At 67.7% G+C, this 25,130-nt stretch carries 17 protein-coding genes; 8 read left to right on the top strand and 9 right to left on the bottom strand.

Features of this window, described 5'->3' with window-relative positions; genetic code table 11:
• Positions 1 to 3 precede the first annotated feature (3 nt).
• From OHA18_RS35205 to OHA18_RS35185, 5 genes are read left to right on the top strand one after another with little or no spacing between them, the layout of a single operon-like run.
• Positions 4 to 2,451 (top strand): DNA gyrase/topoisomerase IV subunit A, encoded by a 2,448-nt coding sequence (locus OHA18_RS35205; RefSeq protein WP_328999684.1) that lies wholly within the window; start codon positions 4 to 6, stop codon positions 2,449 to 2,451.
• A gap of 4 nt (positions 2,452 to 2,455) precedes the next feature.
• Positions 2,456 to 3,163 (top strand): LppX_LprAFG lipoprotein, encoded by a 708-nt coding sequence (locus OHA18_RS35200; protein WP_328999683.1) that lies wholly within the window; start codon positions 2,456 to 2,458, stop codon positions 3,161 to 3,163.
• On the top strand, positions 3,160 to 4,854 hold the full coding sequence (locus OHA18_RS35195) for an MFS transporter (protein WP_328999681.1): 1,695 nt from the start codon (positions 3,160 to 3,162) through the stop codon (positions 4,852 to 4,854). The genes OHA18_RS35200 and OHA18_RS35195 overlap by 4 nt, the downstream gene beginning before the upstream one ends.
• 46 nt (positions 4,855 to 4,900) lie before the next feature.
• Entirely contained in the window at positions 4,901 to 5,842 is a 942-nt protein-coding gene (locus tag OHA18_RS35190) for a sucrase ferredoxin (RefSeq protein WP_328999680.1), read from the top strand.
• Positions 5,839 to 6,336 (top strand): beta-class carbonic anhydrase, encoded by a 498-nt coding sequence (locus OHA18_RS35185; RefSeq protein ID WP_328999679.1) that lies wholly within the window; start codon positions 5,839 to 5,841, stop codon positions 6,334 to 6,336. The genes OHA18_RS35190 and OHA18_RS35185 overlap by 4 nt, the downstream gene beginning before the upstream one ends.
• Positions 6,337 to 6,342: 6 nt before the next feature.
• Here the strand turns inward: OHA18_RS35185 and OHA18_RS35180 are convergent, their stop codons facing one another.
• Positions 6,343 to 6,960 carry a carbonic anhydrase gene (locus tag OHA18_RS35180; RefSeq protein WP_328999678.1) on the bottom strand — a complete coding sequence of 206 codons (618 nt, stop codon included), beginning with the start codon at positions 6,958 to 6,960 and terminating at the stop codon, positions 6,343 to 6,345.
• A gap of 262 nt (positions 6,961 to 7,222) precedes the next feature.
• On the opposite strand from OHA18_RS35180, the gene OHA18_RS35175 reads away from it, so the two are divergent.
• Positions 7,223 to 8,515 carry a hypothetical protein gene (locus OHA18_RS35175; RefSeq protein WP_328999677.1) on the top strand — a complete coding sequence of 431 codons (1,293 nt, stop codon included), beginning with the start codon at positions 7,223 to 7,225 and terminating at the stop codon, positions 8,513 to 8,515.
• 49 nt (positions 8,516 to 8,564) lie between these two features.
• On the opposite strand, the gene OHA18_RS35170 is transcribed toward OHA18_RS35175, so the two are convergent.
• From OHA18_RS35170 to OHA18_RS35145, 6 genes are all read right to left on the bottom strand, one after another.
• Positions 8,565 to 9,860, bottom strand: a complete 1,296-nt coding sequence (locus OHA18_RS35170) for a Gfo/Idh/MocA family oxidoreductase (RefSeq protein ID WP_328999676.1) — start codon at positions 9,858 to 9,860, stop codon at positions 8,565 to 8,567.
• Positions 9,861 to 9,870: 10 nt separating this feature from the next.
• Positions 9,871 to 10,701 carry a carbohydrate ABC transporter permease gene (locus tag OHA18_RS35165; protein WP_328999675.1) on the bottom strand — a complete coding sequence of 277 codons (831 nt, stop codon included), beginning with the start codon at positions 10,699 to 10,701 and terminating at the stop codon, positions 9,871 to 9,873.
• A 115-nt stretch (positions 10,702 to 10,816) separates the two neighbouring features.
• Positions 10,817 to 11,797 carry a carbohydrate ABC transporter permease gene (locus OHA18_RS35160; RefSeq protein ID WP_328999674.1) on the bottom strand — a complete coding sequence of 327 codons (981 nt, stop codon included), beginning with the start codon at positions 11,795 to 11,797 and terminating at the stop codon, positions 10,817 to 10,819.
• Entirely contained in the window at positions 11,797 to 13,260 is a 1,464-nt protein-coding gene (locus tag OHA18_RS35155) for an ABC transporter substrate-binding protein (RefSeq protein ID WP_328999673.1), read from the bottom strand. The genes OHA18_RS35160 and OHA18_RS35155 overlap by 1 nt, the downstream gene beginning before the upstream one ends.
• An 18-nt stretch (positions 13,261 to 13,278) precedes the next feature.
• Entirely contained in the window at positions 13,279 to 16,383 is a 3,105-nt protein-coding gene (locus OHA18_RS35150; protein WP_328999672.1) for an endo-1,4-beta-xylanase, read from the bottom strand.
• Between the two features lie 116 nt (positions 16,384 to 16,499).
• The gene (locus OHA18_RS35145; RefSeq protein ID WP_328999671.1) at positions 16,500 to 17,621 is read right to left on the bottom strand and encodes a LacI family DNA-binding transcriptional regulator; all 1,122 of its coding nucleotides are present in this window, start codon (positions 17,619 to 17,621) and stop codon (positions 16,500 to 16,502) included.
• 279 nt (positions 17,622 to 17,900) lie between these two features.
• Here OHA18_RS35145 and OHA18_RS35140 point away from each other — a divergent pair, with 279 nt between their 5' ends.
• A complete protein-coding gene (locus OHA18_RS35140) occupies positions 17,901 to 19,883 on the top strand; it encodes an MGH1-like glycoside hydrolase domain-containing protein (RefSeq protein ID WP_328999670.1) in 1,983 nt (660 codons plus the stop codon).
• A gap of 45 nt (positions 19,884 to 19,928) precedes the next feature.
• Positions 19,929 to 22,040, top strand: a complete 2,112-nt coding sequence (locus OHA18_RS35135; protein ID WP_328999669.1) for a Xaa-Pro dipeptidyl-peptidase — start codon at positions 19,929 to 19,931, stop codon at positions 22,038 to 22,040.
• Here the strand turns inward: OHA18_RS35135 and OHA18_RS35130 are convergent.
• A complete protein-coding gene (locus OHA18_RS35130) occupies positions 22,033 to 22,659 on the bottom strand; it encodes an HAD family hydrolase (RefSeq protein ID WP_328999668.1) in 627 nt (208 codons plus the stop codon). The two genes, OHA18_RS35135 and OHA18_RS35130, sit on opposite strands and share 8 nt — an antisense overlap.
• Positions 22,659 to 24,743 (bottom strand): DNA gyrase/topoisomerase IV subunit B, encoded by a 2,085-nt coding sequence (locus OHA18_RS35125; protein ID WP_328999667.1) that lies wholly within the window; start codon positions 24,741 to 24,743, stop codon positions 22,659 to 22,661. Before OHA18_RS35125 ends, OHA18_RS35130 begins: the two co-directional genes overlap by 1 nt.
• Positions 24,744 to 25,130: the final 387 nt, after the last annotated feature.

The following is a 25,130-nucleotide window of genomic DNA, read 5'->3' as shown; positions in this document are numbered from 1 at the left end:
CGCATGGCACGCCGTACCAGCACCGCCGAACCCGAAGACTTCGAGGAGCGCATCCTCGACATCGACGTCTCCGACGAGATGCGTACCAGCTACCTGGAGTACGCCTACTCGGTGATCTACGCCCGGGCGCTGCCTGATGCCCGGGACGGGCTGAAACCGGTGCAGCGGCGGATCCTGTTCTCGATGGCGGAGAACAACATCCGCCCCGACCGCTCGCACGTGAAGTGCGCCCGCGTCGTCGGTGAGGTCATGGGTAAGTACCACCCGCACGGCGACGGCGCGATCTACGACGCCCTGGTCCGGACCGGGCAGTCCTGGTCGATGCGGGTGCCGCTGATCGACCCGCACGGCAACTTCGGCTCGCTCGACGACGGCCCGGCCGCGATGCGGTACACCGAATGCCGGATGGCGCCGCCGGCGATGGCGATGACGGCCGGCCTGGACGAGAACGTCGTCGACTTCAAGCCGAACTACGACGGCCAGGAGAACGAGCCGGCCGTGCTGCCGGCCGCCTTCCCGAACCTGCTGGTCAACGGCGCCACCGGGATCGCGGTCGGGATGGCCACCAACATGGCCCCGCACAACCTGGTCGAGGTGATCCAGGCGCTGCGGCACCTGATCAAGACCCCGACCGCCGACATCGACGACCTGATGCGGTTCGTCCCCGGGCCGGACCTGCCGACCGGCGGCAAGATCGTCGGCCTGGAAGGCATCAAGGACGCGTACGCGACCGGCCGCGGCAGCTTCAAGATGCGCGCCACCGCCCGGATCGAGAACGTCACCCCGCGCCGCAAGGGCATCGTGGTCACCGAGCTCCCGTACGCCGTCGGCCCGGAGAAGGTGATCGAGAAGATCAAGACGCTGGTCCAGGCCAAGAAGCTGCAGGGCATCGCCGACGTCAAGGACCTGACCGACCGGACCCACGGCACCCAGCTGGTGATCGAGGTCAAGAACGGGTTCGTCCCCGAGGCGTTGCTGGAGCAGCTGTACAAGCTGACCCCGCTCGAGGACGCGTTCCACGTCAACAACGTGTGCCTGGTCGAGGGCCAGCCGCGCACCCTCGGCCTGAAGGAACTCCTCGAGGTCTACCTCGACCATCGCTACACCGTGGTCCGCCGGCGCAGCGAGTTCCGCCGGAAGAAGGCGCAGGACCGGCTGCACATCGTCGAGGGCATGCTGATCGCGATCCTCGACATCGACGAGGTCATCCAGATCATCCGCGGCAGCGACGACTCGGCCGAGGCGCGGGCCCGGCTGATCGAGATCTACGACCTGTCCGAGATCCAGGCGAACTACATCCTGGACATGCCGCTGCGCCGCCTGACGAAGTACTCCAAGCTCGAGCTGGAGACCGAGAAGGGCGAGCTGGAGCGCGAGATCGAGGCGCTGTCCGCGATCATCGACGACCCGAAGCTGCTGCAGAAAACGGTGTCCGACGAGCTCGCCGAGATCGCGAAGACGTACGGCACGCCGCGCCGGACCGTGCTGCTGGAGTCGTCCGGCGCGACCAAGACGGCCGCGGTACCGCTCGAGGTCAGCGACGACCCGTGCTGGATCCTGATGAGCTCGACCGGGCTGCTCGCCCGGACGAACGGTGTCGAGCCGTTCGGCAGCGGCGAGTCGCGCGCGAAGCACGACGCGATCGTGTCCGCGGTGAAGAGCACGGCGCGTGGGCAGTACGGCCTGATCACCAGCGCCGGCCGGCTGATCCGGCTCGAGTCGCTCGACCTGCCCGCCGTACCGACGACCGCCGCGGCGCCGAACCTGCAGGGCGGCGCGCCGATCGCGGAGTTCGTGTCGCTGGACTCGGGCGAGCGGGCGCTGGCACTGACCACGATGGATCCTGACTCGGTCGGGGTAGCGCTCGGCACGTCAGGTGGCGTGGTGAAGCGGGTCGTGCCCGATCACCTGAGCAACCGTGACTCGTGGGAGATCGTCGGGCTCAAGGACGGCGACCAGGTCGTCGGCGCGGTCGAGCTGACCACAGGCGACGAGGAGCTGTGCTTCATCACCTCGGACGCCCAGCTACTGCACTTCCCGGCTTCGGCGGTGCGGCCGCAGGGACGGACCGCCGGCGGTATGGCGGGCGTCCGGCTCGGCGCGAAGGCGAAGGTGGTGTACTTCGGAGCCGTCGTCGCCGATCGGGATGCACAGGTCGTCACCATCGCGGGCTCATCGTCGGCGCTGCCGGGGACCGAGGTCGGCGCGGTCAAGGTGACGCCGTTCAGCGAGTACCCGGGCAAGGGCCGTGGGACCGGTGGCGTGCGGTGCCAGCGGCTGCTCAAGGGCGAGGACGGGCTGCTGCTCGGCTTCATCGGCGCGACGCCGGTGAAGGCCAGCGCGAGCAGCGGCGCACCGGTGGATCTGCCGCCGGTCGACCCGCGCCGGGACGGTTCCGGCGTACCGGTCGCGCAGCCGATCGCTGCGTGCGCTGCTGATCTGGCAGGCTGAGCCCGTGAAGAGACTGCTCGCGCTCGGCGCGGTCGTAGTACTTGCGCTGGCCGGATGCAGCGACAAGAAGGACACCGGCGGGGGCGGGCAGTCCGGCGGCGGCGACGCGGTCGCGCTGCTGACCGACGTCAAGAAGACGATCGACGACGCGGCCAGCGTGCACATCGTGCTGACCGGTCGCGATCTGCCGGACAACGCGCAGACGCTGGCCAGTGGCGACGGTGTCGCCACGCACGCGCCAGCGTTCAAGGGCAAGCTGACGGTGCGGTCCGGCGGTGCGCCGATCGACGCCGAGGTGGTCTCGGTCGGCAGCAAGGTGTACGCCAAGCTGTCGTTCGCACCCACCTACATCGAGCTCCCGCCGTCCCAGCTGGTCTCGCTCGGCGCTCCTGACCCGGCGGTCCTGCTCGATCCGGCGAAGGGGCTGACCGCGGTCCTGCCGACACTGAAGGATCCGAAGATCACCGGCGACACCCGGCAGGGCGCCAAGGTGCTGACCGAGGTCACCGGTTCGGTCGAGGGCAAGGCGTTGCAAGGCATCTTCCCGAAGGCGCCCGCGGACAAGGACTTCCCGAGCACCTTCAAGATCGACAAGGACGCCAAGCAACTCGTCTCCGCGACCATCACCGGGCCGTTCTACTCCGGCGCGACGAGCAGCTACGACGTCACCCTGGACAAGTACGGCGAGAAGGTCGAGATCACCAAGCCGTGACCGAGGCTGCGGGCCAGGCTCAGGCTGGGCGTCACGCGGCGAGGACTCGCCTCACCCTGGCCTCCATCGCGGTCGCGTTCGCGGCGGCGGACACGTACGTCGTGGTGCTCGCGCTGCCCGACATGATGGCCGGAGTCGGGTTGTCCGCCGACGAGTTGCAGCGGGCGGCGCCGATCATCTCCGGGTTCCTGCTCGGGTACATCGCCGTACTGCCGCTGATCGGGCGGATCGCCGATGTCGCCGGGCGGACGCCGGTGCTGGTCGGTGCGCTGCTGCTGTTCGCGGTCGGGTCGCTGATCACGGCCGGTGCGTACGACCTGCCCATGGTGGTAACCGGTCGGTTTCTTCAGGGTGTCGGCGGTGGTGGGCTCGTTCCAGCCACGCTGGCGCTCGTTGCCGATCTCTGGCCGGCTGAGCGCCGTGGACTGCCGCTCGGTGTCGTCGGTGCGGTGCAGGAGCTCGGCTCGGTCCTCGGTCCGTTGCTCGGCGCCGCCGTACTCGCGGTCGCCGACTGGCGGTACATCTTCTGGCTCAATCTGACGGTTGCTGTCGTTCTCGCGCTCCTCCTTCGCGGTCGTCGATGGCCGCCGATCTCCGGCGTGGTCGGCGTACTCGCCTGCGTCGCCCTTGGCCTCACACTGACCGCGCCAGAGCGGCTCGCGTCCGGTGTGACGCTCGGGCTGCCATTCGTGCCGTTCGCTGGGACCTCCCGGCTGCTGACACCGATCGGGGTCGCCACGCTGGTCCTGGCGTTGGTGTGGCTGGGATTGGTCTGGTGGCGGGCTCGTGATCACCTCGGCGGTGTCCTCGCGCGGGTCGATCTGGTCGGCGCGGCGCTGCTGGCCGGTGCGCTCGCCGGTGTGGTGCTGGCCTTTGCAACCGCCGACCCTGAACGCGAACTGATGTCACCGGCCGGTCCGTGGCTGCTCGTGGCGGCTGCGGTCTTCGCGGTGGCGTTCGCGCTGTGGCAGCGTCGTACCGCGGCAGCGATCGTGCCTCGTGGTCTGCTGGGCGCGGCGCCCGCGTGGGGTTCGCTACTGGTCAGCTTCCTGATCGGGTGCGCACTGATCGCCGCGCTGGTCGACGTACCGGTCTTTGCGCGCACGACCCAGGGCGGTGGGCAGCTTGCCGCCGCCCTGGTGCTGGTGCGGTTCCTGATCGCGCTGCCGGTCGGTGCGGTTGTCGGCGGCTGGCTGACGCGACGCTACGGGCTCGGCCTGATCGCGGGCGGCGGGCTGGGATTGTCCGGCGCGATGTTCGTGGTGATGGCGTTCTGGAGCCGTACGGCGCTCGACCACTGGCCGGCGACCGTAGTACTGCTGGTGTGCGGCTTCGGCTTCGGACTGGCGTTGTCCCCTCTCAACACCGCCATGCTCGCCGCCACGCCCGCAGACACCCACGGCCTGGTCAGCGCACTGGTGGTCGTCGCACGCATGGTCGGCATGCTCGTCGGCGTCTCCGCCCTGACCGCGATCGGGCTCCGGCGGTACTACGCCCTTGCCGACGGCATCAAATCGCCGAACGAGCTGTGCCCGTCCTCCCCCGGCAACTGCCGACCGTTCATCGACGCGCTCCGCGACGCCGCCATTTCACAAGTTCACGCGATCTTCGCCGGTGCCGCCGTCTGCGCGTTCCTGGCCGCTGCCCTGGCCATCCTTCTGCTCGGACGACGTGGCCTGAAGCACACATGATGATCATCATGAGGGACAGCCGTCTCACCTCGCGTACCGTGAGGGTGTGACCCCTGCGCCTGATGCCACCGGCCGTCCCGGCCTGTGCTCGACGTACTGCCGGGTACTGCGTGAGCCGCTGGCCGGCACCGCGGTCGTGGCCCGCGGGTGGGTCGTCGTCGAACAGCCGGGGCCGTGGGGTGCGAAGGCACCGACGCAGAGTCATCTCGACGCGGAGTTCGGTGGGCCGTTCGACGACCAGTGCAAGAAGGTCGACGTACGGTTCGGGCTGATCCGGTCCCCTGGCCGGCACGCGGACACGGTCGAGCGGTCGCACCAGGTGTTCGTGGCGTCGACGACGCCGGGCCGGACCTGGCTGCTCGGCGGCCAGGTCGTGGATCCGTCCGAGCTGGGCGAGCTTGACCTCGAAGCGGTCGCGCATGGTGACCGCGCCGCGGTGATCGCGTCGCTCCCCGGGCTCTCGCCGGTCGACGAGCCGGTCGTGCTCGTGTGTACGAACGGCAAGCGCGACGGATGCTGCGCGGTCCTCGGCCGGCCTCTGGTGTCAGGACTCGCAGCGCGGGCACCGGGCCGCGTGTGGGAAGCCAATCATCTGGGCGGACACCGCTTCGCGCCGACCGCGACGTACCTGCCGGCCGGCACGATGCACGGGCACCTCACCGTCGAGACGGCGGCCGAGGTGCTGCACGCGGCCGATCGGGGCGAGACGGTACTGACCGGGCTGCGCGGCCGGTCCACCTGGACCAAGCGCGGTCAGGCCGCCGAGATCGCCGTACGCGAGCTCACCGGCGAGCTTGCCCTGGATGCGTTGCGGGTGGTGGCCGAAGACCTCGAGACTGTCAGCGTCCAGCACCTCGACGGCCGCTCGTGGATCGTGCCGGTCTCCAGCGCAGTCGCTGATCCTCCTCGTCCGGACTCGTGTGGAAAGGAACCGTTCGCGATGTCGATCCTGCAAACCGGAACCCCAGTGTCAGGAGCGGTCGGATGAGCGGCGGATTCGATGACCTGCTCGCCGCCAACGCGGACTACGCCGCCGATTTCCACTACGGCGGCTTCGACGGGATCGCCCACGCCGGCGTCGGCGTGGTCACCTGCATGGACTCGCGGATCCCGCCGCTGGAGATGCTCGGCCTCAAGCCGGGTGACGCGAAGGTACTGCGCTCCGCCGGCGGGCGGGTCACCGAGATCACGCTGACCGGCCTGGTGCTCGGCGTCCAGCTGCTCGGCGTAAGACGGATCATGATCATCCCGCACACCCGCTGCGCGATGGCCGCGATGTCCGAGGACGACCTGCGCGCCAAGGTCGAACAGGCCGCCGGCAAACCCGCCGGCTACCTCCCGATCTCGGTCATCCCCGACCAGCTCGAGGCCCTCCGCCGCGACGTGGCCGCCGTCCGCGAACACCCCCTGATCGGCGACGACATCCTCGTCGGCGGCTTCATGTACGACGTCGACAACGGCCACCTGACCCAGATCGACTGAGCTGGGTCACTGAAGGACGACCTTGCCGGTGTCGAGTTGGTAGTAGGCGGCGGCGATCGTGAGTTTGCCTGACTTCGCCAGTGGGCCGATGACTGGTGATTGGCGGAGTCTGGTGAGGGTCAGGGTGACATTCGCTTGTACGGCGTTGGTCAGGCGGTCGCCGGGTTTGCCTGCTACCTGGCGGACTGCGGGTGCGAGGGCGTCCACCAGATAAGTGAGGCCGTCGGTGTGTGAGGTGCGTTGGCCGGTGTCCAGGGCCTTGATGATGGCGTCCAGTGCGCCGCAGCGCTGGTGGCCCAGGACCAGCAGGAGTGGGGTGTGGAGTTCGGCGATCCCGAACTCGATGCTGCCGGTCACCGACTGGTCGAGCGCACCGCCGGCGCTGCGTACGACGACCAGATCGCCGAGTCCTTGGTCGAAGACGAGCTCGATCGGCACGCGGGAATCGACGCAGCCGAGGATCGTCGCGAACGGATGCTGCCCTTTGCTCACCGCCACTCGCCGCGCGATCCCTTCATCCAGATCCTCCTCCTGAGCCGCGACGAACCGCGCATTCCCCGCCATCAACCGCTCCAGAGCTTGGTTGCCGTCAGCAACCACAGGCGAGTCGGCCGGCCCTGGCATGCTCGGACGCTGCGTGCCGCCTGTCGCTCCAGGGCCATCGGTGCAGCCAACCAGTGCTGCGGCCAGTGCGACGGCGAGGAGGCGACGGCGCGAAGGTCCCGGTATCTGAACGGCGGGCGGCTTGGTCAACGGCGTGCTCCTCGCGCAAGGACGGCGGGGCGGGTGCCGTCAGCTCGAAGGTAGCAGATTGCATACAGTCTGCAGTACTCTCAGGTTCTTCGAATCTCTCTGCCGGCGGCGGAAGATCTGATAGACATCCGGTATGAGACTCCGCCCCAGCTCATTCCATCGTTCTCTGCTTGTCGGTGCGCTGGCATTGACTGCTGTCCTGTCCGGCGCGCCTGTGGCCTACTCCGCGCCGGCAAGCGGCTGCCTGGATCAGTCGGTCGCCGGCACGGTCGAGGAGCAGCGGCTCGACACCGGCGTGGCCGGTGGGTCGTCGGTGCCTGCCGAGATCCTCCGCCGGTCCGGCTTCGATCGACAGGTTGAGCAGTTCACTCAGCTCCTGTGCCGGGTGCCGAACCGTCAGGCCGCAGCAGCACTCGTCCGCACCCAGGGCGAGACCCTCTGGCGTACGGCGACGTACCGGGCTCAGCATCCCGTGCATGGCGCCGATGCACTGCCGGCCACCGACGACCGTGGCCTGTACTGGGCGCGGATCTCGATGGCGTTCGCCTTACGCCAATGGCAACCACGCTTCGGTCTCGGTACGACGGAACGCGCCGGCCTGATCCAGTCGTTCGAATACGCCTCTCGCGGCATCACGAGCACCCGCTTCGCGCCGGGTGTGCGCAAGATCCTCGTCACCGGCTTCGACCCGTTCACGCTCGACGCGGACATCCGGATCGGCAACCCGTCCGGCGCGAACGCGCTGACCCTCGATGGTCGGCGCTGGACGGTGAACGGCAAGACGTACGAGATCCAGACCGTGGTCTTCCCGGTCCGCTACACCGACTTCGACGAGAACATGGTCGAGAACGCTCTCGCACCGCACTACCGGCCGGGGCCGCAGCACGCGGATCTCGTCATGACCGCGAGCCAGGGCCGCGTCGGCATCTTCGACCTCGAGGTGTTCAACGGCCGGCGTCGCTCGGTCAGCTCGATCGGCGACAACAACAACCTCTGGGGCGGCGGCACGGTGGACGCACCGGTCGTCTCCCCCAGCATGCCGCCGGGTCCTGAGTTCTTGACCTCGAGCCTGCCACTGGCGCGGATGTCGCAGGCGAACGTCGCACCGTTCCGGACCCGGGTGAACACGTCGGTCCTGGAGATCCCGGCCGGCGAGACCGCACCCGTACGCCGACCCGACGGACCTACGCCCGGCTCCATCGCCTCGGAGGGCACCGGCGGCGGCTACCTCTCCAACGAAGTCGCCTACCGCAACACCCTCCAACGCGACCTCCTCGACCCCTCGATGCCCGCTGGCCACCTGCACGTCCCCGTGCTCTCGTTCGACCCGGCCAACAAGACCGCAATCACCGACCCGACCTACGAGGCGAACCGCGAAGCAATCGTCAACGGCGCCCACGCAGTCCTCCGCGCAGCACTCAGCTAGTACAGAAAACTGATCACGCTCCCGCTCGGCATGATCAGTTTTCTGTACATCACAGCGGCAATACGTCGGCCGTCCGGACGGGCAGCCCTGTCTTGAAGGACTGGTTGGCTGCAAGGCCGGTGACCAGTGCCAGGGCTGCTTGGCGGGCGTCGGCGATGTCGGCTCCCTCGGTTGGTTCATCGTCGAGCAGAGCGGCGAGTACCCGGGCATCGGCTCCACCGTGGCCGGCGTGATCGTGGGCGACGGTGTGGTCGACCGGCGGTTCCCACAACGGGCGTAGCGTGATCGTCGTACGTCCCGCGGTCGGCGCGGCGAGGTCTCCGTGGACCCAGCCTTTGGACGATTCGACCCGTTGATTCGGTGCGGTAAATGTCGACTCTTCGACATTCAACTCCAGTCGGCCGCGCGATCCGTTGAACATCACCCGGTAGCCCTCGGACGGTGAGTACGCGGTCAGGTGGTACGTCATCGTCGCCCCGGTGTTGTAGGACACCAGTACGGCCATGTCGTCCTCGATCGACACTCCTGGCGCGAAGACGTTGCGATCCCGGTAGTAGCCGTCCTCGGCCTCTGCCTCCAGGTACAGCTCGGTCAACGTCGCGTTGTCGGCCAGGTGCAGGGCGAACGGATCGTCGAGCGCCTCCGTGGATCCATGCACCCGCGCGTACGAGCGCGTGTAGCCGTGCGGCTGATCAGGTCCGTAGAATGCCAATTGCCCTTGTGCATAGACGATTCGCGGCTCGGCGCCCAGCCACCAGTTCACCAGATCGAAGTGATGGCTGGCCTTGTGCACCATCAATCCCCCGGAGTTCGCCTTGTCGCGGTGCCAGCGGCGGAAGTAGTCGGCGCCATGGGACACGTCGAGCATCCACTCGAAGTGCACCGAATGGATGTCCCCGATGGATCCCTCCGCCAGCAACGATCGCACCCGCCGATGCACCGGGTTGAAGCGATAGTTGTACGCAACCGACAACGAGCCGCCAGTCTCCCGGACCGCCGTCAGAATGCTCGTCGCCTTCGCAGCATCGGTCGTCATCGGCTTCTCACTGATGACCCGTACGCCGGCTCGCAGCGCCGCCTCGATGTACCTGTCGTGGGTCGCATCCACGCTGGTCACGATCAGCAGCTCGATCCGCTCGACCCGCAGCATCTCCTCGAACCGTCCGGGAGGCCATTGATGGGCGGTACGACGGCCCGCCGCGAGCAGCATGCGGTTGTGGAAGGCCATCCGGACCGAGTTCGGATCGCACAACGCGACGACCTCGTACCCGTCCCGCTTGGCCAGGCCCTCGGTGAAGAGCTGGGCCCGGTTCCCGGTTCCGACGATTGCCGTTCGCACTGGCATTCAGGACCTCCTATTGCTTGACCGCACCGGCCAGACCGTTGACGAAGAAACGCTGCAGGAGCACGAAGAGCAGGATGATCGGCGCGAGGGTGATGACCGTTCCGGCGCACAGCAGCGTCCACTCGGTGGAGTTCTCGCCGATGAACGCGTACATGCCGATCGCCAGCGTGCGCAGTTCGGGCCGGCCGAGCGTGAACACCAGTGGGATGAAGAAGCTGTTCCACGCCGTGATCGCGGTGAACAGGCCGACCGTGGCGAGCATCGGCCCGGACAGCGGCAGCATGATCCGGGCGAACGTCTGATGGAAGTTCGCGCCGTCCACCTGCGCAGCGTCCTCGAGCTCCTTGTCGATCGCCATGAAGTAGCCCATGAACAGGAACGTCCCGAACACCACCCCGCCGGATGCCTGCACGATGATGACCGACCACAGACTGTTCAGCAGATGCACCCGCTGCATCAGGTCGAACACCGGAATGATCGTGTACCCGTGCGGCAGGAACAGCGTCGCCGACACCAGCCCGAGGAAGAACCCGCGTCCCGGGAAGCGTGTACGGGCAAGTACGTATCCCGCGCAGGAAGTGACTACTAACGTGATCACTACTGTGCCTACAGTGATCAGTATTGTGTTCATGAAGTACCGGCCGAACGATGCCTCCTGCCAGGCGTTGAGATAGTTCGCCCAGAGGAAGTGCGACGGCATCGGGTTCAGCCCGTCGGTGAAGAAGTCGTCGTCGCTCTTCAGCGATGAGCCGAGCGCCCAGAACAGCGGATACAGCCAGGCCAATCCGCTGACCAGCAACGCCACATGCGTCATCACGGTCACTACGCGCCGCCCGGTCATGGGGCCTCCCGGCCTGGACTGAGGAGCGCAGGGAGCGAAGCGACCGGAGCGACGAGGGAAGGCCGGGAGTCACAGCCCCATGACCCGCCGCGACGGAGTCGCGGCATCAATACAGTCACGAGGCACCTCGCCGGCGAGCGAGCGACCGCAGTACGAGGACCTGGACGACGGAGAACCCGATCAGCAGCAGGCCGTAGATGAACGATGCCGCGGATGCGAGGCCGATGTCGGGCTGGACCGCGTTGGCGTTACTCCCGCCGAACGCCAGGTGGTAGATGTACGTGTTCACGACCTCGGTAGCGAAGTACGGGCCCCCGCTGGTCAGAACCTGCACCAGGTCGAAGATCTGGAACGTCCCGATCACCGCGAGGATCACGATCACCACTCCGACCGCGCGCAGCATCGGGATCGTGATGTACCGGAACGTCGCGATCCGGCCGGCGCCGTCCAGTCGCGCGGCCTCGTACAACTCGTCCGGGATGGTCTGCAGCCCGGCCAGGAAGTACACCAGGTTGTAGCCGAACGTGTGCCAGATGCCGACCAGGATGATGATCGCCATCGCGAAGTGCGGATCCCCCAGCCAGTCGATGTGCTGATGGATCAGGTGCAGGTTGAGCAGCAACGTGTTGATCGAATCGCCGAAGTTCGACACCAGCAGCTGGATCACGACCCCGATCACCGCCGCCGACGTCACCACCGGCAGGAAGAACAGCGTCCGGTAGAACGACGCGAACCGCAGACGCTTGTTGTTCAGCACCAGCGCGAGCGCCAACGCCAGCACGAGCTGCACCGGCACGACGAAGGCGGCGTACACGAAGGTGTGGCCGAGCGATCGCCAGAAGATGCTGTCGTGGACGATCTGGCGGAAGTTGGCCAGCCCGACGAAGTTCGACGGGTCCCCGATCCCGTCCCATTTGTAGAACGTGTAGCCGAGCGAGGCGATGATCGGGTACACCACGAACGCGAGCAGCAGCACCATCATCGGCGCCAGGTACACGTACGACCAGAGATAGGTACGACGGCGCGCCCGCCGCCGGGCCGCGGCTGGCGGCGGCCCGGTAGCGGTCACATCCTGCCGTACGGCGGTCATCACCATCAGGCGCCCGGCTTCGTCGTGTAGGCCTTGGTGAGATCCCAGTCCGGGAAGACGAAGTCCTTCGCGGACGCCCCCGGCGCCTTCTTGATCGCGTCGCCGAGCGCCTGGTTCATCTTCCCCTCGAGCTCCGTCAGTGCGCTGTGCGGATCCTTGAGCTGTCCCGTGTAGAGCCCGGCGAGTACGTCGTTGATGTCCGGCTTCACCGCGGCGAGCTGAACCGCCGACACCTTCGGGTTCCGGATCGCCGGCTGCGGTCCGACCACGGCTGCCCCGGACATGCCGACGTACTGGGCGAAGGGCGCGAAGGTGACGCTCTTCGGGTCGTTGTTCTTCGCGTACACCGACAACCCCTGGCCTTGCTCGACCCACCGCTTCCCCGCGTCCGGGCTGTACAGCCAGTCGAACCACGCCCAGGCTTCGTCGGCATGCGGCGTCTTCGACGACACCGCCACGAACCGGCCACCGGGCGGTCCGTAGAACAGCGCCTTCGGGTCCCCGCCAGGCGAAGGCAGCGTGACCAGGCTGTAGTCGGTGAACTTGTGCTGGCTCCACTCCGGCTGGTTCCACACCCCGCCGACCGTCATCCCGAACCGGCCGCGTTCGAAGAACGCTCGCGCCTGCTCGTCGGAGATGCTCATCGAGTTCGGGTAGAACCAGTTCTTGTTCTTCCACTCCAGCAGCAGGTTGATCACGTCGAGGTAGTTGCGATCGCTTCCGAACGTCCACTGCCCGACCCGGTAGTCCATGCCGTCGATCCCGCCGACCGCGGCACCGCCCGGAGAGCCGGCTCCCCGGACGAACAGATCCAGCCACCAGGCCAAGGTCGTGTTCGTCGAGTTCCCGAAGCCGAACGGAGCCACCTTCCCGCCGCTCTTCGAGGCGATCGCTTCCGCGGCGGCAGTCACGTCGTCCCAGGTCTTCGGCAGCTTCACACTGCCGTCGGCTTGCGTCAGACCAGCGTCCTTGAAGACACCGTGGTGCACGTAGAGCTGCAGCGAAGGCGCCGGCGCGGCGAACGGCGCCGTGTAGACCTTCCCGCCGAAGACATCCACTCCTTCGACGAAGCTGTCCGACGGGAAGCCGGCCTGCCAGGACTTGGTCGCCCACTTGTCCACGGGCAGCAGCCAGTCCTGCGACACCTGCTGGCTGAGCTGTGGGCTCTTCGGCACCATCAGGATGTCGGGCGGGTTGTTGCTCCGGTACGCCAGCGACACCAGGTCGGCGTACTTGTCACTGACCTGCGTGGTCTTCTTGACGGCGATATCCGGGTGCGCCTGCTGGAACAGCTTGATCTCGTTGTCGACCCAGCCGGCCTGGCTGGCGTACCAGTCCCAGTAGGTGATGGTGGTCTTGGCCTTCGACCCCTGGGCGTCGTTGCCCGAGGAGCAGCCGGCGAGTGCGCCGGCGCCGGCCAGAGCGGCCGCACCCCGGAACAGTGTCCGCCGTGAGATGGGTGATGACATGGGAATTCCTCCAGTGACTTAGCTGCAGGCCGGTGAGGCCGACGACGCGGTCTGGGACAGGGAGCCGAGCCGCCAGGTGAGTGGGCTGCCGTCCCAGGTGACCGCAACGCGACGTGGGCGTTGGAAGGGCAGGAACGAGACGGTCTGGCCGCGATCCGCCGGTCCGGGGCTGAACGCGTTGTCGGCGCCGACCGGGACCGGGATGTAGTAGTTGTTGGCGTTCGAGTAGCCGAAGTACGCCGTGTAGGAGTCGGCGTTGTGGACGACGCACGCCGCCGTCGGCTGCACCGGATTGAACACGGTCTCCGCCGGTCCGGCCGGCGGGCTCGCGACGGTCTTGGCCATCGGCGCGAACGACGCGTCGTCGACCAGCAAGTCGCCTGCGCCGCTCGTGGTGCTGATCCACCACTCGGCCTTGGTCAGCGTCCCGGTCCAGGACACCGTGGTGTTCAGAGCCGAGATCTGTGTCCACCCGGTGGAGGTGACTGGCGCCGAGCCGAGCCTGACGGTTGTCGATCCGGTTGACGTGGTCAGCTTCAGACTGACCATCGCGGTGTCCGACCCGGACGCCGATCGCACCCAGGCCGACGAGTCGTACAGCCCACCGTTCACGACCGACACTCCCTGAGCCGGACCGGCCCAAGCCGCCTCTCGCCCAGCCGCCGACAGATCACCAGCGCTGGTGTGCGGCGTCGTCGATGCGTTCTTCAGCGTGCAAGTCCCCAGGCAGTACCACCCGGTGGTGTTCGACTGGTTCTCGAGCGACCCGTTCGCCAGCACCGACGGTGTCGGCAGGTACGGCGTGACTGCGGGCGGACCCTGCGCCGGTGGCGGCGTACCGTCTGTGGGTGTGATCGCCAGGTCGTCCAGAGTGCACTCCGGCGAAGACGCGCTGGGATTCGACCAGGCGAACGCTTGGACCCACTTGGTCCCGGTCGGCGGGGTGAAGGCCGCGAGCTTCTGCGTGTACGCACGCTCATCGGCGTACGTGAGCTCGTACTGGAAGGTCGGCGTGCCGGCGGTTGCGCCACCACGGACTCCGACGTAGCACTGGGTGCCGCCGCCGTTGAGGCGACCCCATCCGGACAGCAGATAGCTCGTGCCGGGTGTGAGACCGGTGACGTTCTGGGTTACGCCGGAGCCTGGGCTCAGCGAGAGGGCTGTGTGGCCGCTGTGCGCATTCGCTGCGGTCGCTGGGCCAGTGCCGAGGGCGGTCCAGCCACGGGTGCCGCTCTCGAACCCGCCGTCGCCGATCGGATTCGGCTGGTCGGCGCGGACCGTGGTGGCGATGCCGTCGACGATCACCTTCACCGATGCGCCGGCAGTGGTCGGCATAGCAACCTTGACCTGCTTCGAGACGCCGTTCACCGTGACTGTCACCAGATAGTCGCCGAGGAATCCGCGCGTACCGAAGGACCCAGCCGCACTCGTCTGACCCGACACGCTGGTGTGCCACTGGTGCTTGATCAGGTCCTCCCAGACCAGAGCGTTCGGCTTGGGCGACCAGTCGTCGTTGTAGAGGGCGACGCGCGGGTTGTAGATGTTCTTCGACCAGATCCCGAAGTTGCTGATCTGGGTGACGTTCGGGTTCGAGAACATCGCCGTCATGAAGTCGCGGGTGTAATCCGCCTGCAGCTGCTGGTCGTCGGTGTCGACGTCGAACTCCGTGACCGCGACGTTCACGCCGAGCCCGGCGAACTGGTCGACGATCGTCATCAGGTCGTCCGGCGAGGTGAGCTGCAGGCCGTTGAAGTGGCTCTCGAACCCGACCGTGTCGATCGGCGCGCCCGAAGACTTCAGCGACTGCACCATGTTGAAGACGCTGTCGCGGTGACGCTTCTCCCAGCCGTTGTTCTCGACGAGTCCGTAGTCGTTCAGAGCTAGCTTCGCCTGAGGGTCGGCCTGATGCGCGAGCCGGAACCAGTTCGCGAGCTCGTTCGGGCCGAGGATGTCCTGGACGTTGTGCTCGGAGTACGGCTCGTTCACCACGTCCCACTCGTCGACGAGGCCGGCCAGCGTCGACGCCTCGTCGGTGATGTGGGTGTTGATCCGCGCCCGCAGCGCGGCCGGGTCGTTCTGCAGGTTCACGACGTCGGGCTGCATCAGTCCCCACGACGGCCAGATCAGGTTGTGGCCACGGATCCGCAGCCCGTGCTCGCGCATCCATTGCAGCGCCGGCAGCGTGATCGTCTCGCGCTCGGCCGGGGTCTCCCAGTGGTTCCACTTCAGGTTGTTGCCTAGGGCCCCTTGGTTGAACAGCGTCGAGTACTTCGTCTGGTACTGCTGCAGGTCGGTCCCGCTGATCCCGCCGGACGGATCACCGATCAGCCGGGCACCATCGGACGCGGCGCCGAACTTGAACGCACTCGTCTGCTGTACGGCGGACACGGTCACACCGCTGACGGGATTGCCGGCCGGGTCGACGACCGAGACGGCCAGATTCCCCTTGCGGTACTGGTCGATCCTGGCGTTCGCCGCAGTACGCCAGGCCGCGTTCGCGTCCCGACCGTCATACGTCACCTGCGGGTAGCCGGCTGGATTGCCCGGCCCGAGATCCTGTACCGAGACGCCGGCGATCTGGAACGTCTGCGTGCCGTACCCGAGCCAGAGGTTCAGGTGCGCGGCCGTGCTCGTGCCTGCGGCGTAAGTGGCCGCGGCGCGGAACGGGAACTCGAACTTCTTCCACTCCGTGCCGTAGAGCAAGGCGGCGTTGAGCGACTTCTTGAACGGTGATCCATCGGTCTCGAAGACCAGGTGGGCGTTGCCGGTGGTCGCCCCCGGCGTCGGCTCGATCGACCGGGCCCACACGGTCGCGACCAGCGCGTCGCCTTCGGTCACCGTCGCGGCAGCCGGCACGCCGAGGCTGATCTCGTACTCCCCGTCGAGGCCGGGACTCTGCGGACCGTTCGGGACGGCGATCTCGAGCGCCTTGGTGAAGTTGGGATTGCCGGTGATCGCGACCTGCTCGGTCGCGTCAGTAGGGAGGCTCTTGAACTCGGTGAAGTTGGCGACGGCGTCGGCCGGCAGCACCTCGAACGGGGTCACGTCGGCATGGGCTGTGGTCTGGATCGCCACCGTGGCGACGAGGGCAAGGGTCACACCGGTGGCCAGTTTTCTGAACACTCCGGATTCCTTCCAGAGAGCGCGCGCGACAGCATCGCCCGCCGGCGGAAGGCCTGGGCTGCTGTGGCGTACGTGCGTGCTGTGTCAGCGGGTCGGGCGGGACCTCGATCCGGAGATCAGGCCTTGGTGGTCTGCGAGCGTCCGCGCGGGGACCGGGTCACGGGCACCGGCCCGCAACTCGCCCGGACGATCAGGCTGGTCGGCATCACCAGACGAGGCAGGTCGGCCGACGGCTCCACGTCCGCCGCCTCCCCCGGCTCGTCGTCGTTCAGGTCGGAGTCAATCGGATCGGGGTCGTTCGGGCCGATCGCGGACAGCAGCATCTCCGCCGCCCGCTTGCCCATGTCGATGAAGGGCTGCTGGATCGTGGTCAACGGCGGCCGGATCTGCGCCGCCGACTCGATGTCGTCGAAGCCGATCACCGACACGTCCTCCGGCACCCGCAGCCCGGCTTCGGCGGCCGCGGTCATCACCGCGTACGCCGTCACGTCGGAGTGCGCGAACACTGCCGTAGGCCGCTCGCCGGCGGACAGCGCGAACAGCTCGTGCGACCGGGAACGGATCTGCTCGGGCAGGAAGTCGCCGGGCTTGGTGAGCTCCGGGTCCGGCTGGATGCCGGCCGACCGGAGCGCGTCCAGGTAGCCGCGATAGCGGTCCTGGCAGCAGCGGTACGTCATCCGCCCTTGTACACAAGCGATCCGCTCGTGCCCGAGTTGCAGCAAATGGTCCATCGCCGTCAGCGCGCCGTCGTAGTTGTCGGCCGTGACCGACGGCAGCGCCACGTCCGCGTCGATGGTGTTCACGAGAACGACCGGCAGGCCCTCCTCGTGCAGCTGCACCAGTGGCTCGAGCGGCTGTTCATGACTGACCACGAGCAGGCCTGACACCATGCTCGACGTCAGGATCCGGTCGATCAGCGAACCGTAGTCGCGGTCGTTGGTCGCCGTGTAGAGGATGATGTCGAACCCGCTCCGCTCGGTCACCGCGGCCACCCCGATGTTGATCGAGGCAACCATGTGCCAGGACAGGCCGGGCACGACCATGCCGATCAGGCGGGTGCTCCCTTTGGCCAGCGCGGTCGCGGCGAAACTCGGCACATACCGGTGCCGGCGCATCACCGCGAGGACGTGCCGCCGAGTCGCCGGGTCGACCTTCGGGCTGTTGTTCAGCACCAGCGACACGGTGGACTTGGACAGACCGGAGAGCGCCGCGATGTCGCGGATCGTCAGCTTCGCCATCCGGCCGTCCTCTGTCTCGGTCCGTTGGACTGGTCCAACAGGTTCTGGCACCGGAACGTAACAGCGCGCCGGTACGGCGTCAACACCTAGTCTGCACACGGTTTCACTTCAGGGCATTGCGCCCGTCGCCGTCTTCGTGCCACGATCGTCGGACCGTGTTGGACCGGTCCTACGCAGGCCGGGATCACCTGCCGGGACCGGTCCGGCACGCCCGCACCCCATCAGGCCGCATCCCCACCAGGCCACATCCCCGCAGGCCACATGCCAGGAAGGCCGCCCATGCCGCCGTACGCCCTCGACGACTTTGCCTTCGACCTCCGCCGCGCCGTGCCTCCCGCCGAGATCTGGGTCGGCAGTGGCACCGGGACAGTCAGCCAGCTGTCCGGGACCGTGTGCGGGGTCGGCGGCTGGTTCGCTCCCCCACTGGCCGCACCCGACAGCCGGCTCACGATCTCGCTGGAGGTCGACGGGCAGCGGGTCGTCGACCTGGCCCGCCCGGGCGCGGGCAATCGCGGTCTTCTCCCGGCTGGCGGCACCTGGCGGCCGGATCGGATCGTGCGTCGCGGCACCTACCACCAGTACGCCGATTCCCTGACCTCGCTCGCAGTCGAGTCCACGCTCACGCCATGCCACGGCTCCCCCGGCTATGTCCTCACCCTGCGGATCCGGAACCGCTCCGGCAACACCCACGAGATCACCGTCTGCCCGGAGCTGGCTGCAACCCAAGCCCGCGAGGTGCCGCTTTCCGAGTGGGGCTGGGTTCCACCTGCCGCCGGTCGAGGCGAAGAGGTCACTCTGACGCACGGCGGTCTCACGGCAACTCTTGAGGCTGATGGCGAGGTGGCCTTCACCATCGGTGTTCACACCGGCACGCAGTCGGCAGCCGACACCACCCGCGCTTGGGAGTCGCGCATCGCCCAGGCACTCGGTCGGATCCCGACGCTCACGTCCGACATCCCCGGCCTCGAGCAGTACTACCGCCGCTCGCTCGCCAGCGGACTCGCCTGCTGGTGGGACCACCCCAGCTTCGTCACCCAGCCATTCATCGCAACGTCCGGTCTCGACGGCGGCGCTCTCTGCGCGTACGCGTGGGACACCGGCGGATACGCCCCGAACGTGCTGAGCCTGATGCTCGGCGACAGCGTCCTCGACATCATCCAGTCGTTCCTCGACGCCGACCTCACCGACCGCTACGCCATCGCGCCCGACGGCACCGGCCTCGGCGTCGCGTACGCGTACAGCGGTTCAGCGCTCGTCGCTCTCACTCAGGCGGCTGCCGCGGAGCGCTCGCTCGACCCCTCGCTGGTCGCCCGGCTGTACGACGTGATCACCGCACTGGACAAGCGATTCCAGCCCGACGACCGGACCGGCGTACTGCGGGACTACGGCGACCAGAGCAACCTGCTGGAAATGCGGAGCGCCGGCTGGGAGCACGTCGTGGCCAGCCCCAACGCCGAACGGGCCTGGGCACTCGATGCCCTCGCCGGACTGTCCGACCTGACCGGCGCCGCATTACCCGTCACCGAACTGCGGGAATCCGCGGAACAGATCCGGGCCGCGATCATCGATCAGCTCTGGGACCACGACGCCGGCTGGTTCCGCAGTCGCTACCCCGACGGCCACACCGAGCTGGCCTACTCGATCCAGGCCTTCGATGTCCTGCGCACCGGCGCCTGCCCACCGCCGGTCGCGGCAAAGCTCCTCGGTCACCTCGGATCGTTCCTCGGCGAGTACGGCGTCAGCAGTGTCAGCGCCGAGGACGACCTGCATTACGAGACCGCGGACATCGACTGGTCGGGCGGCGGCGCGTACACCGGCGAGGCGCCCCAGCTCGCGCTGACGCTCTGGCAACAAGGTCGCCCCGACCTCGCCTGGGACGTCCTCCGCCGGCTGTTCTGGATGGGCGACCACTATCCGTACTTCCCGCAGGACCACTACTCCGACAAACCCGGCGCACCCCCATCCGGTCGTCGCATCAACATCGTCGCCGGCCTGACCGGAGCCGAGGCCGTCCTCACCGGCCTCGCCGGCATCCAACCCAACCCGGACGGCTCGCTCCACATCCGTCCACAACCTGTTGCTGCTGGCAACGTCACGCTCACTGGTCTCGGCCATCGCGGTCACACCATCGACCTCATGATCACCGCCGACGGCTTCGACGTCGAGGTCGACGGTCGACGGGTCTCCCCCGAACCAGACGGCACGGTCGTCGCAGTACGCCCCGCGGCCAGCGGTTGCGGTTCGGGCAACAGCGCCGGATGATTCAGAGGTTCGATCCGCCCGTCGAATGCTGGGGAGGGCCCACGCATGAGAATCCGGCTTCTGGTGAGTGCTGCGGCAGCGACCGCACTCGTGGCAGCGGCAATTGCCAGTCCCGCCCAGGCGTCGCAGCAGCTGACGCCGGTCAACCCGACCTTCGTCGACGGGCTCGCTCAGCCGGTGTTCTCGACCAATCCCGCCGACTGGTACAGCGGTGAGGTCTGGGTGCAGGCGTCGTTCGACAGCGACCACGACGGCGTGCCCGACCGGATCCACGCCGACTTCACCGCGCCGCCCGAAGTCCGCACCCAAGGACTGAAGGTGCCGGTCATCTTCGAGGACAGTCCCTACTACGCGGGTACGGCGGACACGTACAGCAACTGGGGTGTCGACCACGAGCTGGGCTCACCGCCGGCGACGCGACCGCGTGCGCCGTTCTGGGCGGCGTTCGACACCAGCCCGGTGATCAGCACCGTCTACGAGTCGACCTGGGTGCCGCGCGGGTTCGCAGTCGTCCACGCGGAATCTCCGGGTACCGGTCACTCGGACGGCTGCCCCACGTCCGGTGGGACGAACGAGACGCTGGCCGCGAAGGCGGTGATCGACTGGCTCAACGGTCGTGCCCGCGCGTACACGACCAGGGATGGCTCCACCCGAGCGGTAGCCGGCTGGACGACCGGGAACGTCGGCATGATCGGCACGTCGTACAACGGCACTCTGCCGGAGGCCGTCGCGACGACCGGGGTGGCCGGTCTGAAGGCCATCGTGCCGATCTCGGCGATCTCCGACTGGTACGACTACTACCGCGCGAACGGTATGGTCCGGGCGCCGCACTCGTCGTCGAACCCGTCCGGTAACAACAACGCCTTCCAGGGCGAGGACCTCGATGTGCTCGCCGACGTGGTCTATTCGCGCCTCGACGAGACCGGGGCGCGGACCATCTGCCAGCCGGTGATCGACGACATCGAGCAGCACATCGACCGCGCGACCGGCAACCGCAACAGCTTCTGGCAGGAGCGCGACTACATGAAGGACGTGCGCAACGTCCGCGCCGCGACCTTGCTTGCCCATGGCAATAACGACTTCAACGTGATGACGAAGAACGCGGCCCAGTTCTACGCCGCGCTCAAGAAGCATCACGTGCCGCACATGTTCTACTTCCACCAGGGTGGCCACGGCGGTGCGCCGCCGGACGTGCTGATCAACTACTGGTTCACCCGGTACCTGTACGGCGTACCCAACGGGGTCGAGAAGCTACCGCGGTCGTGGGTCGTCCGCGAGGCCGCGTCCTGCCCACCCCGCCAGACCACGGTGTCCGGCGAGCAGGCGAACACGGCGACGCTGACGGTGGCCAGCACGGGGCCGTTCCGGATCGGCTTCTCCTTGACCGTGCCGCAGACCAACGCCGACGGCACGATCACCACCACGACCCGGTTGATCACGAAGATCCCCGACTCGACCCATCTGGTCCTGGCCTCGCCGGTGGCCACGGGGACCGGTCAGAAGGTCGCCGATGGCGCGACCGTCAGCCTGCAATGCGGCAATGCCAATCCCACCCCGTACGCCGAGTGGCCGGACCCGGCCGCGGGTCAGGCCGGCCTTCACCTCACGCCGGGAGCACCGACCACCGGTGGCCTGACCTTCGCGCCGACCCGTCCGGGCACGGCCCCGGAGACGCTCACGGATGACGCGTCGATCGCGGCCATCACGTCGGCGAACACGGCGTCCTCGAACGTGCGACTGGTCTACCAGACGCCGCCGCTCACCAAGCCGGTCCGCATCAGCGGTACGCCGTCGGCCTCGCTCCAGCTCGCTGTCAGCGCTTCCAAGGCGAACGTGACCGCGGCCCTGGTCAGCTACTCACCAACTGGTGTCGGCACGATCCTCACCCGCGGCTGGATCGATCCGGCCAACCGGGTGTCCGACTGGGTCGACGCGCCGGTCAAGCCGGGCAAGATGTACCGGATGGATGTCGACCTGCAGCCCAAGGACACCGTCGTACCGGCCGGAAACCGGTTGGCGCTGATGATCGTGTCGAGCGACCGCGACTTCACCGTCCGCCCTGCCCCTGGCACCCGGCTCACCGTCGACCTGGCCCACAGCTCCATCGACATCCCGGTCGTCGGCGGCCGCAAGGCCTTGGCCGACGCCCTCAACTGACAGACAGGATGGCGAACGCTTCGAGCACAGAGTCGACGTGATGATCCGCGGCCGGCGGGTCCACCGCATGGTGGCCGCCGACGCGGATCGTGCTCAGTCCGGCGTTGATGCCTCCGGCGATGTCGTACGCCGGATGGTCGCCCACCATCCACCCGCGGTCCAAGGAAGCACCCGCCTTCTCAGCCGCGATCGAGAAGATCCGCGCATCCGGCTTCCGCACCCCGACCGCCTCCGAGATGCAGCAGTAGTCCACCGCATCCACGATCCCCGTGTGCGCGAGCTTCCGGCTCTGCTGAACCACGCCGCCATTCGTCACCACGGCCACGCGCCAACCCGCCGTACGCAACGAGGCCAGTCCCTCCAGCACCGCCGGCTCGACCCAGGTGAACGACGGATGCTCCCGGTCGTACTCGTCGACCGAGATGGCTGCCCCGAACTCGTGCTCGAACGCAGCGAACAACTCACCCCGCGACTTGAACCCGCCGTTGTCATGAGCAACCAGCCGGTCGACCGCCGCCGGATCGAGTCCGGCGCGATCGACCCACCAGCGCGCCCACGCCAGGAACGCCCCGTCACGATCGATCAGGGTGTTGTCCAGATCGAAGCACGCCAGCCGCATCAGACGTCGATGCGGTTCTCGTCCAGTTCGTAGGCGCCCTGGACGAGGAACTCCTTGCGGGGCGCGACGTCGTTGCCCATCAGGAGGTCGAAGACCTTGGCGGCGTCCTCGGCGTGGTCGACGGTGATGCGGCGCAGGGTGCGGTGCCGCGGGTCCATCGTGGTCTCCGCCAGCTGGTCGGCGTCCATCTCACCGAGGCCCTTGTAGCGCTGCGGTGGCTCCTTCCAGCGGACGCCCTTCTTCATCAGCTCGGCTGTCTTCCGCTGGTGCTCCGCGTCGCTGTAGGTGTACAGGTACTTGTCCTGACCCTTCTTCGGGTTCGTCAGCTCGAACCGGTGCAGCGGCGGTACGGCGGTGTAGACCCGCCCCGCCTCCACCAGCGGCCGCATGTACCGGAAGAACAGCGTGGCGAGCAAGCAGCGGATGTGGGCGCCGTCGGAGTCGGCGTCGGCCATGAAGATGATCTTCCCGTACCGCGCCTGCTCCAGGTCGAACGTCCGGCCCGAGCCGGCGCCCACCACCTGGATGATCGACGCGCACTCGACGTTCTTCAGCATGTCGCCGACCGACGCCTTCTGCACGTTGAGGATCTTGCCCCGGATCGGCAGCAGCGCCTGGAACTCCGAGCTCCGCGCGAGCTTCGCCGTACCGAGCGCCGAATCACCCTCGACGATGAACAGCTCGGACCGGTCGACGTCGTTGCTGCGGCAGTCGGCCAGCTTGGCCGGCAGCGCCGAGGACTCCAGCGCGGTCTTGCGCCGCTGCAGCTCCCGGTGCTGGCGAGCCGCCACCCGGGTCCGCGAGGCGGCGACGACCTTCTCCAGCACGGCCCGCGCCTGCGCCTTGTGCTCGCGCTTCGTCGAGGTCAGGAACGCCTCGAGCTCGGTCTGCACGACCTTCGCGACGATCCGCGAGGCCGCCGGCGTACCGAGGACTTCCTTGGTCTGGCCGTCGAACTGCGGCTCCGCCAGCCGGACCGTCACGACCGCGGTCAGACCCTCGAGGACGTCGTCCTTGATGATCTCCTCACCGCTCTTCAGCAGCCGGGTGCCATCAAGTGCATTCGTGAAACTCTTCGAGAGCGCGCGCTCGAACCCGTTGACGTGGGTGCCGCCCTTCGGCGTGGCCACGATGTTCACGAACGACCGCAGCTCGGTCTCGTACCCGTCGCCCCAGCGGACCGCGATGTCCACGTCGAGATCGCGCTCGACGTCGGACGGGGTCATGTGGCCGGCGTCGTCGAGCATCGGCACCGTCTCGGTGAAGTGCCCGGTCCCCGCCAGCCGGACGACCTCGGTGACCTTCTGGTCGGTCGCCAGGAACTCGCAGAACTCGCTGATCCCGCCGTCGTGCTTGAAGTGCTCCTCGGTGACCTCGTCGCCGCGCTCGTCACGGATCACCAGCAACAGCCCCGGCACCAGGAACGACGTCTGCCGCGCCCTGGTCACCAGCTCGTCGTAGTTGAAGGCCGCGTCCTTGGTGAAGATCTGCCGATCCGCCCAGTACCGGATCCGGGTGCCGGTGACGCCCTTCTTGGCCCGGCCGGCCTTCCGCAGCCCCTTCGACGGGGTGAACGAGGCAGTCGCACCCTCGGAGTCGAACTCCCCCGCGACGCCACGCCGGAACGAAGTGGTCCAGATCGTCCCGCCGCGATCCACCTCGACGTCCAGCCGCGCGGACAGCGCGTTCACCACCGAGGCGCCGACGCCGTGCAGACCACCGGACGCGTTGTACGACCCGCCGCCGAACTTGCCGCCGGCGTGCAGCTTGGTGAACACCACCTCGACACCGCTCAGCTTGGTCTTCGGCTCGATGTCGACCGGGATGCCGCGAGCGCGGTCGACGACCTCGACCGAGCCGTCCTTGTGGAGCACCACGTCGATCCGCTCACCGTGGCCGGCCAGGGCCTCGTCGACGGCGTTGTCGATGATCTCCCACAGGCAGTGCATCAGGCCGCGGCTGTCGGTGGACCCGATGTACATACCGGGCCGCTTCCGGACTGCCTCGAGACCCTCGAGGACGAGCAGATGGCGGGCGTTGTACGCCGGGTCGATCTCGGTACTGCGAGGCGTCGGGGCGGCCACTGGGCTCCTTCACTGGTTCACACACTGACTACGGACAGCCTATGCGGCCGCACCCCCAAAACGTGGCAGGCGGGGCCTGCGACGGCATGCGGCTGGGTATAGGAGGTAGGTGATGGGACAGGTATCGATCCGGACTCGATTCGAAGTGGCGTACGACACTCCGATTGTCAGCACACGGTGACTGCACCATGGCGCACAGTGAGAGTAGAAGCAGTCGGTCTCCGTGACTCACCAGAAATTCCGCCGTACACGAAACGATTCCCTGTCAGCAAGCGTCATACGAGGACAGGTGGTTCGTCTCACATTCGGACACGTTGTCCCCACCGGGAAGCGATCCGCATGTCAGGATGTTGCTATCTGGTGAGTACGGAACTAGATGAGATGAGG

Source organism: Kribbella sp. NBC_00709, assembly GCF_036226565.1.
Lineage (GTDB): Bacteria > Actinomycetota > Actinomycetes > Propionibacteriales > Kribbellaceae > Kribbella.
The sequence above is the reverse complement of the archived record's forward strand: the minus strand, read 5'-3'. Positions and strand labels throughout refer to the sequence as shown.